Here is a 12,698-nt window from a genome sequence, read left to right as displayed (position 1 = left end):
TTTGACTAACTCAAGGTAGTCAAGCTCTTAATCGTAGTCAGATGACTAGGAAAGAGAGTTGATTACATAGTCAACCAGTGCGTTGTACTCAGTCAGAGCCTGAGCAGACATGTCACGAGGAGCGCAACCACGATTACGAGCAAAGCTTAGAGCCGCTACGTAAGGAGCAGTAGGCAGGTTCAGAGCACGGTATACTTCACGCTGACCGGCAATTCCCCACTCATCCAGAGGACCAGTACCACCCACAACTAGGCTGTAGCTGATCAGACGCATGTAGTGCTTCACGTCACGTAGGCACTTTGCCTTGAACGTGTCAGTGGAGTTAGCTTCACCCGCATTGTTCAAGTAGGGGTACTTGGAGATGCAAGCATCGTAAGCTTCTTTAGCCACGTTGTCCAAGTTGCCAGCTAGCTTCTCAGCGGCTTCCAAACGGGCAGCAGCACGCTGTAGGCTACCTTGTACGGACTCTAGGTCAGAAGTGGAAGGAAAACGACCAGCTGCATCTGCAGCAGCGATCACAGTAGTAACAACAGATTTCATTTCGTATTTTCTCCAGTAGTTAAATTGATCGTGATTCAGTTCAGAGCAATCTCGCTAAGTTGTCTAAAGAGACTAACCTAGAGCAGAGATAACGCGATCAAAGTAGCTAGAAGCTTCAGCAACCAAAGATGCACAACGATCTTCAGTTACAATGGAGCCCATCTTACGTAGACGAGCACCAGCACGAGCTTCGCTAGGCTCATCCTTAATGTGAGCAGCTGCTTGAGCCTTCATGATCTGTACCGCGCGTACAGTGGAAGTTGCAGGTACGCCTAGAGCCGCGTAAGTCTCTTTGAGACCGTTCAAGCAACGATCATCGAGAACAGACGCATCACCAGCTAGCAGAGCGTAGGTAACATAGCGCAAGATGATTTCGCCGTCACGTAGGCAAGCCGCCATACGACGGTTGGGGTAGCAGTTACCACCAGCTTGGATCAAACCCTGGTTCTCACAGATCATGCCAGCGATAGCATCGGATACCATGCAGCTAGCGTTGGATGCAATTGCGTTTACAGCATCTAGACGACGGTTGCCGCTAGCAACAAATGCCTTAAGAGCAGCTAGGTCACCTACGGGTGCAGTACTGGCATCAGCGGATACTACCGCTCTAGAAAAAGCGTCAAGCATTGAGCTCTCCTTGTTTTGTTAAAAACTTTTGTTGGTGACAACAAACTCGCTTCGTTTGCGTTTCTCACCATAGAAACAATAGGGAATTGTGGTGACACATGTCTCAATTAGTGAAAACAAAGCAACATTCCGTTACAAGAGACACAGTTTTCTAATTTACAAGCCTTTGCCAACAACCCGCTTCGTCGGTCAAGAGGAGCTGGCCACCTCCAAAAGGATATTGCTTCACGTGGGTAAACCCTGACTGGGAAAAGGGTAGAAGCTCAACTAATTACGAGTTAGCAACTGACTCGTTTGATTTTCAGGGCAGCGACTATCTCAGCCCCTATGCTCGTTCGTCAAATCGTGTATGAAAGCTACCGTACTTGATCCAATATTGCTGTAAGTCGTGATGGGGAGTGTGTAAACTGGCTTTTGCACGATACAAAACCACCCGCCGATGATCACCGATCCAGATCTTTTTGACAGGCTCAACGCAAATCAATGCCCCGCCCAAAGCTTTCAGACAGTCCTGAAACTTTTCCACCGTTGAATACTCAACCGTTTCAAAAATAAAGAAGTTGCCTGAACGAATGAGGTGGCGACTACGGATCCACGCCTTCATCTTTTTTTGTGCTTGGGGAGGCAGCATGGACATCCGAATCGTCTTAAGTTCTTTTTCTAAATCTACGTCCGTATCCGTTTCAACTTCTTCAGAAAGGTAATTCATTATCAAAACTGGCCCGCTTATGGAACTTTAAAATTCCCTCAGTCGAGCCCCATACATATTCATCGGTTTCAACATCCATGCCCTGGTCAATGCTCATCCATGTGCTTTCAGTGATTTCCACATGACTGGTGAGATAGGTCATCTTGCCTTTCTTGGGAATAATGCAAGCTTTACCAGGTTCTACGCTGCCAATAAACGCATCGCCCTCACGCTTAAACACCATCGAACAGCCTTCTCGTCGTTCGATACAGTCAGGGGTAATGGTCTTTAGAATATCTAGATTATGGCCAGCTCCGGCATAGAGTAACCGATCCTTGAGACCATAATTTTCAATGTAAACATGCTCCCCTTGATCAACAAGACGATGTACACCTTGTCGATAAGGACTCCATAGGTCATAGTCCTGAGTTTGCTCAGAATATAGCCCGACACCCGAAAAGAACTCGTAGGGAAGGGGACGAAAAAAGATCCGAATGTGGGCAAATTTTCTGGGATCGTCAAACGCTTGCTGTTGATTACTAAAGTCCCCGGACATCCAACGAGCAAGGGTTGTAAAATCCTGTGAGTAAGAGACGTCAGTATTGCCGGAAAGCACCATTTCTTAAAATTTCTTAAGTTTATTTAGTTCAGTTCTTTTTAATTTAGAGCAACATCGTTATTTTACGGACTGTTGCGATCGCAACAGTCCTAGCTTGGCAGCTCGAATTCGCTCTTATATACCCATTGATTGGTCTAATACCCCACTATTCTTTAGTGTAAGCAAGCAATGGGAATAGACGCCAGTCCAGTGGGTGTAATCGGCTGATAGATTATCAACATTTGATGACGCTGCTCAACACACTACCAAAAGAGATGGCCTCCATAGCTTTAACCTAGCAAACACAAGAAAAGCCGGGCTAGCCCGGCTTTTCTTGTGTTAATCAGAATACCTTACAGCCCCTAAGACGTTTTCTTAGACCGTCGCCCTTTCCGACCAGTTAAACGGGAGATTATATTTTTCGCCTTATGAGCAACTTTCTGATCGCTAGCTGGAGCAGCTGTTCCTGAAGCCGTCGGCTGAACAGCATCCTGTGATTGCCCCCCTTGAATGTCAACATTGACCACCTTGCCACCCTGGCACGAAATAGTATGAAGCGCTGCTGACAGCTGGCTAAAAGGAACCTTGACTTGGTAATTACTAACTCTGGAAATCGTCTGATTTGCCATGCCAGCTACCTCAATCACGACCGATCGTGAACGATAATCACTTAAGGCAGAGCCGCCGGTAATACCTACCATAGGAGTTTCCTCTGAATAGAAAGTGTCTCCAAGGATAGCGCCATTTGCAAAAATCGCAGGTCTACTTGACAAAACTGCAAGTCTCTCAGTAGTAAAGTAATTTCTGAGAAATTAACCATGCCACTAGTGGTCAGCTTTTAACCCCACGTCTGACTTCTGATGAGAAACTAGCTGTAGTCACCCCTTTGCCACTGCTAGTCTTAATTAAAGAAACCCGAAATCGTAGGTTCGGAGTCGCAAACCAAATCTTTTCTTCCGCCGCCGCCCGGTCGTAGGCCGTAGTCAAAATAAACGTCCCATCATCGGTCAGGCAATAGGAACCAACCGACTCCATGGTTTCTGCATAGCCCTGCTCGCGCAATAGCTTACCGGTCGTTGCACTATCGGGTACAGGTACTAGAATAGTCGATCCTTCGATCACCTGCTCTTCATCCCAGTCCGACTCCCCTTCCCAACTCATTTTGAAAGGACTGACAATCACCTCAGGAGAAACCTCATAACGCTGACACAGATCTATCACTCCGGGATCATCAATGGTTAGCGATTCAATATTGATAGTGGAGCGGACTTCTTCAAAATGACTAAATGCCAAGTGATGGGCACTACGCTGCGATCGCCATTCACCGAGTGAGCGTTCGACAAAGGTTTCAATATCCATTGAGGTAAAACATCTTTTGAATGAGCTTATAATTTTATCCCTTAAGGTAAAGCCTCCAACAGAAGGCTTGCCTAGAATGGCGTTTGTACATTAACCAGATACTGCCAACAATAAAACCTTCAGATGGGCAGCTTGCACAGCTACGCCTAACTTCTGAAGGCTTTGTAGTTATGATAAATCCACTGCTATCCAATCAATCGACAGACAACAGCCATAAATGGTGAACTAGCCGTCTGAGCTATCAGAACTCGCTGCAGCGCCACCGGCTACAGACACCCCTACAACCTTGCCACCCAGCTCAGCGATATTACGCATTGTGCGGGACATCTGGCTAAAGGGAACCTTCACCTGATAAGTACTAGACTTTGCTACATCTTGACGAGCAACGCTGGTTACATCGATTGTTACCGAACGGGCATTATAGTCACTGACGCCAACACAACCCGTTGTTGTCATTCCAGCCATGATCATTACCTCGTAATCAAACCTACTTTTTAAGACATATCAATTAGGCAAAGAACCTCCCACGATTAAGGGCTCAGATGCTGAAACCACCAAACCATGGGAGATATTTACACCTAAGGGTTCAGGGCGTTTGCTTATACCTCTGAAATGCTGACAATCTTGGCACCAGAACGCTGCATGTTCTGAATTCGGTTAGAGAGCTGGCTAAAACCAACTTCTACACTGTAGTTACTCTTAGTCACCCGAGCGCCAAAGTTGGCCTTAGTGGCAACAATGCGGAAACGCTTACCAGTATTGCTATAGGCACCTGAACCAGTAGCAGGTGACTTGATTTTAGTGCCTAAATTACCGGCAACATCACTAATCAGCTTGGCTCCCTTGCCAGTGTCATTGGCTGCGTAACCACGATCTAGAGCAAACAAGCGGTTAAAGGCAACGTTCTTAACACCAGTCTGGCTAGTACCACAGGCGTAGGGAACAACGTTCTCGCCAAAGGTAGACAGATATTCATCACTGTCTAAATAAGAATCGATTTCGGCATCATAGCCAGCCGTATTGTAAGTTTGTACATGCTCAGAAATTTCCGATTGATCCTGAGGAGCACGACCCAACAAGTGCTTAAAGTTCAGCTCAATAAAGCGGTAGGAAGAGGAGTTGTCAAAGCAGCGAGCTTTATAGATATCTGAGGTAGCCACTGCCCGCACGAAACCACGAACAGTAATTTCACCATTTTTGAGCATGGATTCTGCACTGGCTAGACGCTGACTATCTAGAACGTGTGCATTACCCAAAACCTGCTTATAGGTTGCCCGAATAATGACCTGAAAGTCCTCTTCAGTGGCATTGGGGCGCAGCTCAACTGCTTCGTTATTAATCCAGAGGGACATAACCGTTTCTCCTAAACAATAGTGATGATTAATGAATCCGTAGTTTGAAACATACGGAACTTTTGACAACACAACACCAGCAGAGAAGACGTTCTCTGCTGGTGCATCCGCAAGTTAAACCTAGTTGGTTTCGGTGACGCTCAGAATTTTTCCACCCGTCTTCAGAATGCTCTGAATACGTTGGGACATCTGGTTGTAAGAAACAACGTATTCCTGCTTACTAACGCGACCCAAGGCAGCTGAAGACTTGGATGTGCTTGCTGTGATCCGGAACCGCTTGTTAGTGCTGCTACGACCAGTACCTCCTTGGGGAGCGGTAATCTTAGTTGCCAAGTTACTGCCAATATCACTAATTAACTTGGCTTGGTTGCTACTATCGCTAGTAGCATCACCACGCATCAGAGCAAAGGTACGGTTAAAGCCAACGTTCTTTACACCGGTTTGGGTCTGGCTACCGCGCACAAATGGAACACGGTCTTCACCAAAGTTGGCAGTGTACTCATCACTGTCGATGTAAGAATTAATTTCGGCTACATAGCCATGCTCATTATAAAGAGCGACATGATTAGCAATTTCTGCTTGGTCCTGAGGAGCACGACCGAGTAGATGCTTAAAATTTAGCTCAATAAAGCGGTAAGCCGAAGAACTCTCAAAAAAGAGGGAGCGGTATAGCTCAGACTGGGCTACTGCCCGGACGAATCCTCTAACTGTGATATCGCCATCACGCAGTAGGGACTCAGCGCTCGTTAAACGCTGAGTCTCCATCACATGCTGGTTGCCTAAAACTTGCTTATATACAGCACGAATAACCGTTTGCAGGTCATCCTCAGTTGCATTAGGGCGAAGTTCAACGGGCACAGCATTGGTTACCCAAAGTGCCATGGAACAATCCTCCGAAAAATTAATTTGAGTTTGCTAAAGGGCTTACCGCTAGAGCCAATGGAGCAAACGGTGCTCATTAGATAACGGATAGCGGGCTAACTAAGTACTCGAACCATCAGTCTTGATAGGCATAGACCAGAGTTAGTCACGGGAAAAACCCCCGTTCGATCTGGGCATAGCTATAGCCACCAAAATCGACGTTCGATAACAGTGCCCTATTTAGACAGATATCGGATTTTGAGGGGCAAATGAGAACAACTTTTTTTTTCTTAATGATCTGGGTGATATATTTAGTGAGAAAAGGTAATACAAATAACAACTCAAAGGTAGATATCCATTTAGAGGATGCGATCGCACACACTGTCCTACCTCTGAAAAATCATGAATATCTCTAATCAGATTAACCCCCTAGACTTTCCAATTCTGAAAAGCTTAGGGGGTTAACAGTATCTATTACTTTTTCTCTGCGGATCTGCTGTTAAATTAGCCCAAACATCTTCTGAATCAAAAGATTACCGTCAGTGACAGGCTGAACTTTTGCAGGATTCTCATAGGAGAGGCGTTTTTCTACCCGAGCTTGATTAGAGCCTGCTTTATCACTAGTGGAAACGCTAGTGAGCATATCGAACATATTGATATAGCCCAACAGATTTTTGCCAGTCTGAGTTTTATAACCGCGATAGAAAGGAACAATATCCTCGCCAAAGGCGGTTCGATATTCTTCACTATCAATATAGGCATCAATGTCGGCATCATACCCCTGATTGTCGACAATAGCGCTGTGATAAACAGTCTCATCGTAGCTCTCGGGAGCACGGCCTAAAAGATGTTTGAAATTCAACTCATGGCAGCGATAGCGAGGTGAGTTCTCAATAAAGAGAGACTTGTACAGGTCTGATTTAGCTAACGTGCGCACAAATTCACGTACAGTCAAATCGCCATTGCGTAGCTGGGATTCAGCCTTGGTCAGTCGCTCACTTTCCATAACGTGAGCATTGCCTAAGACCTGTTTATAGACAGCTGCAATCACTAGTTCCACATCTTCGTCAGATGCGCCAGAGTTAAGCTTGACGGGAGCCGTATTGGCAAAGGCGCTATATTGTCCCTGCCAAATGGCTGTGCGCTCAACAGTCGATAGGGAACTGGTCGCCTCAAGGTTAAAGGAATAATCAGGACTGACCACTGGAACGGGGGGCTGGGTCTGTGGGCGCGTATCGGCTACTGGTACGGTCTGCTCAGAGATATTAGGAATCCGGCTGGACTTATTGCTAAGGATGGCCTGGTCCACAGCAGCACCACCATACTGACTCAGCTGCTTATCACTACTGGAAGCACCGCGCAGTAACTGGAAGGAATGGGTGTAGCTAGCCATGCCTTTGCCCATCTGCGTCTGATAGCCCCGGAAGTAGGGAACGATGCTAGCGCCAAAGGTCTGGAAATACTCATCGCTATCCAAATAGGAATCAATTTCAGCGTAGAAGCCTTGCTCAGCCAAGATTTGAATGTGTTTCGAGATTTCTGCACCACTCTCAGGAGCACGACCCAGCAAATGTTTGAAGTTCAACTCAACGGTTTTTAAGTTGGTGCATCGTTCATAGAATAGGGTGCGGTATCGGTCTGACTTTGCCAGAGAGCGCACAAACTCTAGAACAGTGATGTCACCGTTGCGTAGTTGTGATTCAGCAATGGGAAAACGCTCACTTTCCATCAAGTGGGCATTGCCAAACACCTGCTTATAGGCGGCTTCTATAACCAAATCGATCTGGCCAGTACTATCACCCGCAACCAGTTCAATAGGTTTTTGGTCAGCAAAGGAATCAGTATAGGCCGTAATGATAGAGGGCGAACCAGCATCCTGTTTGGCGACAATAACAGGTGCGCCAATGACTTTGGCCAACTGGAAACCCTTGGGGTTGAAAACGTTTTCTTGCTTTACTTTGAAGGTCTTAACTAGATCTTTTTGTAGCTGAGATCGCTGACTGGTCTGAATCGAATCAGAGATAGAGCGATCGCTACTGGACAGCCCTTTAACCAGCTCAAAGATGCGATTGTAACCGGCAACATTCTTACCCGTTTGCGTTGCATAGCTCACGTAGTAAGGCACCGTATCCGCACCAAAGTTCTGGTCATACTCTGGGCTGTCAAAGTAGGAATCAATTTCAGCTCCTAGACCACCTTCAGCAAGGATACCAAGATGCTTAGAGACTTCCTTAAAATTGTCAGGAGCACGACCCAGTAAATGCTTGAAGTTCAATTCAACCGCTCGAACATTAGAGCAGCTCTCAAAAAACAGAGCCCGATAAGCATCCGACTTAGCCAGGGCACGCACAAACTCCTTAACAGTCAAAGTCCCATCTTTAAACTGGGACTCAGCCGTGAGCAGGCGTTGGCTTTCCATCAGATGAACATTACCAAACACCTGTTTGTAGGCTGTGCGAATCAGAATCTCCTTATCTTCATTGCCAGCCCCTGCATAGAGCTTGACGGGCTGGCTAGAGCGAGCCGCAGGGAAGGTAGCCGCCGCCTGCTTAGCGTTATACTCTTTAACCCACTCGCTGGGGGTAACCGGCTTTGCCAAAAATGAAGCTGACTTATAAACAGGAATATAGTCTTCCTTAGTCAGTTCCTTCTCAGGCTGCTTATATTCCTGTGGTGGAATGACAGGTGTGGAGAATGGCAGTGTGGCCAGTGGCTTAATCTCAGTCGGCGTACCACCTAGCAGTCCAGCTTGAATTTGCGGCGCGGTATTACTCTCAATGGACTTATCGCTACTAGATGCCCCTTTAACCAGCTGGGAAGAATGGGTAAACCCAGAAACTGACTTACCCGTCTGCGTTTTATGGCCACGATAGTAGGGGACAATATCTGTGCCAAAAGCCTGAAAATATTCGTCGCTATCCAGATAAGCATCAATTTCGGCATCAAAACCGCCCTCGGCCAAAATTTGAATATGCTGAGAAATTTCGGCATTATTTTCAGGGGCACGCCCGAGCAGATGCTTAAAATTTAATTCCACCGCCCTGATGTTAGGGCAGTTTTCAAAAAATACAGCACGGTAGCGATCGGACTTGGCCAACTGGCGAACAAATTCTAATACTGTAATTTCGCCTTTACGTAGCTGAGATTCGGCGATGACAGCCCGCTCACTTTCCATCAGATGGGCATTGCCAAATACTTGCCTGTAGGCAGCACGAATGACTACATCTAGGTCTGAAACCGATGTCGTGCTGATACATTCTACAGGCTGAGTATCTGAAAACGATGTTATGTAGTTTTTCTGGACATCGAAGTCAGCCGTGGGAGGAGTCGCCGCTTTAACCGCTTCAGCTGCTTTTCGCTTCTTTAGAGCCGCGGCTAGATCAAAGCCTTCAGGATTAAACTTTTTTCGGTTAGCCTTGATGACTGTAGGGCGAAACAAAGTGTTATTAATCATGCGCTTGTCGGTACCTTCCTTCCTCTAAAACGGCAATGCCTTGATTAAGCGAACTCTATCTATATGAATTAGAACCATCCATGGATTCCATGGAAAATCACCTGAAGCTCGAAAATCCCTATATAGAAGACCCCATATAAGAGACTCCTGAGCTTCCAATCAGGAATAATAACGCCCGATGGATTCGTCCGGCCCGCTTAGACAACAACTTCAAAGAGCTAGTTAAAAAAGAGCCACCTCAATAAACAGGGTGGCCCTTTGGGACTCATTTCACGTAAGACTACACAATCTCAGTGATGCTAACGATCTTGGCACCTGTGCGGTGAATACGCTGAATCTGCGGCGTCATCTTATCAGCCGATACGATGTACTCGTTCATACTGACGCGACGAGGAGCATCAAACTTAGCTGCTGTCGTCTTAATCTTGAAGCGTTTGGTTGTTCCGGAATTCAAGTTAGTTGCCGCAGCCTTAACCTTGTTACCCTTCTCAGTACCAGCCACTTGAGCCACCAATTGAGCTGATTTAACAGCACTGCTCACCTGAGCGGGACCGCGGTCAATTGCAAAGATGCGGTTGTAGCTAACCTGGGACTGACCCACTTGAGTCAGATTCGCATTGTAGAACGGCACCACATTCTCACCAAAGCGAGCCTGGTACTCATCGCTATCGATGTAGGAATCAATTTCAGCATCGTAGCCTTCTTCTACACAGCGACGAATATGCTCAGAAAGCTCTGCTTGGCTCTCAGGAGCACGCCCCAAAAAGTGCATGAAGTTTAGCTCCACAAAGCGATAAGGAGCACACTTCTCAAAGTAGCGACTGCGGTAAAAATCAGACTTACCAACTGCACGAACAAAACCTCTAACAGAGATAGTGCCATCACAAAACTGAGACTCAGCGCTTACCAAGCGCTCACTGTCCATTACGTGGGGGTTACCCAAGACATGGCGATATACAGCACGAATAATTGCCTGCTTATCTTCGCTGCTGCTCGCAGGCCACAACTCATACGTTGTCATTGGAAATCTCCTACTGTTGTTTTGAAAAGATGTTCTCAACACATAAACGATCTGAAACAACGACCAGAGACAAGGGCAAATACAGCCCTGTCTCTGACCGATTCAGATCAGCTTGAGCTAGGAAACGAGAGTGATACTAGCAATCACACCACCCTGCTTATGGATCCGCTTATACTCATCAGACAATTTGTCAAAGGGAACCATATATACCTTATTGGCGCGACGGAACTTAGACACGCGGTTAAAGGCATTGGAGCGATAGCTAGTGACCTCGACTCGATAAATCTTCCCATTAGCACTAGCACCAACACCATGGCGAGTACGAGAAGAATCAGGAGGAGTCTGGAAGGTCCCACCAGCGGACAGCGGAGAGAGGACAGGTGCTGGTATAGCGTTGATTACCAATGAGTTCAGACGAGGCTTCTTACCATTGACACTCCCTTTCAAAGAGCTACTGGAAGCACCGCGTACTAATTCAAAGGTATGGGTGAAGCCAACCATATTGCTTGCTTCAGTCTTGTAGCCACGAATATAGGGGACAAAATCCTGTCCAAAGACATCCTGATACTCGTCACTATCAATGTAAGAATCAATGTCAGCCTCAAAGCCTTCTGTATCTAAAATGGCGCTATGAGCCTTCATTTCTTCAAAACCGTTCGGAGCCCGACCAAGCAAATGGCGGAAGTTAAGCTCAATATTGCGGTAACGGGGGCAGCTCTCAAAGAAGCGGGCGCGATACATGTCAGACTTAGCCACGGCACGCACAAAGTCCCGCACAGTCAGTTCACCACGCTTAAACTGGGATTCGGGTACAGCGAGGCGTTCGCTTTCCATCACATAGGCATTACCTAAAACCTGTCTATAGACGGCTTTGATAATAGACTCGAAGCCCTCACTATCAAGGCCAGGAACCCACTCGACTGGAGGGGTCTCGTCGAAAAGGCTCACGCCCAATCGTGAAGCTGGTCCAAAAGCCATTAATGCTATCTCCTAGATGACAACAATGGTCTAAATATTTTATCTCGGAATGTTAAGAAGCTTAGGGTTGACTGTGTCCATACAACACCGCTGACACTGCTAGCGAATTTAAATTTGCAAATGCAAATTAACTAGTTTAAGCAGGACAGCGCAAAAAAAGCCTTACCAAAACTGAGCATAAACACTCTCTGCCGTTCATCTTCGTATATAAAAGCGGCCTCTAATCATCAAGAATTATGAACCTAGTTGAGATGACGGTGTCAGTGCTACGGATCAGACATTTAGACGGCGACCAGAAATCGCTTAAGACCTTTCACAGCAAAACTTTCGGTCTATTTTCAGCAATCCATAACACTGTGGTCACACCACGTCAGACTGCAACCTTAAAGATACAAAACTATACAATTAGCTAATATGGCCGACAAAACTTACAAACGCAAATCCAAGGCTTTCAGACCATTTGTTTGCTTATCTTTACATTTGCAACTTATTTTCTCATTAAAACTCTATTCAGCCCCTGCCTGCCTTAACATGGCCACGGCTTGACTAGACCGAAATGACTGCTGGGCTTCGCTCAGAGCAGTGCCTCCCCAACGATTTGTGGGAGTCACATCAGCCCCCTGGGCCAGGAGCATTTCTATGATGTCAATATCGCCTCGGGCAGAAGCCATCATTAACGGTGTCCAGCCACCAATATTGGCCGTATTTACATTGGCTCCCAGCTTGATCAAACTGGCAACTGTGGGTGCATGGCCGTTGTTAACGGCCAAATATAAGGCAGTGTCACCAATTTTGTTGGTGTGATGCAGGTTGTCCCCCCGCTGAGCCAGTCGTTCCACGATATCAGCATGACCCTGCCGTGCCATTAACAGTAAAATCGTCTCTTCATAACGATTACAAACACTGGCATCCGTCTGCGCACCGTGATCAAGGAGGGTGAGTACAATATCGCGCTGATCGGTCTCAGCGGCGTAAAGGATGGCAGTGTAATTCACCTCATTACGCGTATTCACATTGGCTCCCACCTGCAGCAGTAGCTCTACGACCGGTAGATAACCTTCAGCCGCAGCCCACATTAACCCAGTGCAACTGCGCCAAATTCCTTCAACATCTGCACCATCCACTAGGTGTTGCTTGACTACAGCTAAATCACCACGGATACAGGCATTGACGAAGGATTCATGGATAGACGGCATCGGAAATATGGATTAAACAAAACA

General features: G+C 46.6%; 13 protein-coding genes. All 13 read right to left on the bottom strand.

Annotated features, from left to right (window positions below):
* Positions 1–45 precede the first annotated feature (45 nt).
* Positions 46–540 carry a phycoerythrin alpha-2 chain gene (locus N836_RS52675; RefSeq protein ID WP_023072362.1) on the bottom strand — a complete coding sequence of 165 codons (495 nt, stop codon included), beginning with the start codon at positions 538–540 and terminating at the stop codon, positions 46–48.
* A 72-nt stretch (positions 541–612) separates the two neighbouring features.
* Complete coding sequence (gene cpeB, locus N836_RS52670) at positions 613–1,167, bottom strand: C-phycoerythrin subunit beta (protein WP_023072893.1); 555 nt, start codon at positions 1,165–1,167, stop codon at positions 613–615.
* A 325-nt stretch (positions 1,168–1,492) separates the two neighbouring features.
* Positions 1,493–1,876: a hypothetical protein gene (locus N836_RS0138100; RefSeq protein WP_023072892.1), complete on the bottom strand. Its 384-nt coding sequence runs from the start codon at positions 1,874–1,876 to the stop codon at positions 1,493–1,495.
* Positions 1,860–2,474 (bottom strand): chromophore lyase CpcT/CpeT, encoded by a 615-nt coding sequence (locus tag N836_RS52665; protein ID WP_023072891.1) that lies wholly within the window; start codon positions 2,472–2,474, stop codon positions 1,860–1,862. The genes N836_RS0138100 and N836_RS52665 overlap by 17 nt, the downstream gene beginning before the upstream one ends.
* 341 nt (positions 2,475–2,815) lie before the next feature.
* Positions 2,816–3,154 (bottom strand): phycobilisome-associated family protein, encoded by a 339-nt coding sequence (locus N836_RS74165; protein WP_023072890.1) that lies wholly within the window; start codon positions 3,152–3,154, stop codon positions 2,816–2,818.
* Positions 3,155–3,284: 130 nt separating this feature from the next.
* Positions 3,285–3,812, bottom strand: coding sequence for a phycobiliprotein lyase (locus N836_RS52660; RefSeq protein ID WP_023072889.1), 528 nt, complete (start codon positions 3,810–3,812; stop codon positions 3,285–3,287).
* 225 nt (positions 3,813–4,037) lie between these two features.
* Entirely contained in the window at positions 4,038–4,277 is a 240-nt protein-coding gene (locus N836_RS52655) for a phycobilisome linker polypeptide (RefSeq protein WP_031292764.1), read from the bottom strand.
* 134 nt (positions 4,278–4,411) lie between these two features.
* A complete protein-coding gene (locus N836_RS52650) occupies positions 4,412–5,164 on the bottom strand; it encodes a phycobilisome rod-core linker polypeptide (protein ID WP_023072887.1) in 753 nt (250 codons plus the stop codon).
* 120 nt (positions 5,165–5,284) lie between these two features.
* Complete coding sequence (locus N836_RS52645; RefSeq protein ID WP_023072886.1) at positions 5,285–6,046, bottom strand: phycobilisome rod-core linker polypeptide; 762 nt, start codon at positions 6,044–6,046, stop codon at positions 5,285–5,287.
* A gap of 478 nt (positions 6,047–6,524) precedes the next feature.
* Positions 6,525–9,479 carry a phycobilisome rod-core linker polypeptide gene (locus tag N836_RS52640; protein WP_023072885.1) on the bottom strand — a complete coding sequence of 985 codons (2,955 nt, stop codon included), beginning with the start codon at positions 9,477–9,479 and terminating at the stop codon, positions 6,525–6,527.
* Positions 9,480–9,759: 280 nt separating this feature from the next.
* Positions 9,760–10,500: a phycobilisome rod-core linker polypeptide gene (locus tag N836_RS52635; RefSeq protein ID WP_023072884.1), complete on the bottom strand. Its 741-nt coding sequence runs from the start codon at positions 10,498–10,500 to the stop codon at positions 9,760–9,762.
* 117 nt (positions 10,501–10,617) lie between these two features.
* Positions 10,618–11,478 (bottom strand): phycobilisome linker polypeptide, encoded by an 861-nt coding sequence (locus tag N836_RS52630; RefSeq protein ID WP_023072883.1) that lies wholly within the window; start codon positions 11,476–11,478, stop codon positions 10,618–10,620.
* Between the two features lie 506 nt (positions 11,479–11,984).
* Positions 11,985–12,674 (bottom strand): ankyrin repeat domain-containing protein, encoded by a 690-nt coding sequence (locus tag N836_RS52625; protein ID WP_023072882.1) that lies wholly within the window; start codon positions 12,672–12,674, stop codon positions 11,985–11,987.
* Positions 12,675–12,698 lie beyond the last annotated feature (24 nt).

Source organism: Leptolyngbya sp. Heron Island J, from assembly GCF_000482245.1.
GTDB lineage: Bacteria > Cyanobacteriota > Cyanobacteriia > Phormidesmidales > Phormidesmidaceae > Leptothoe.
This window is presented reverse-complemented; position numbering and strand designations above follow the sequence as displayed.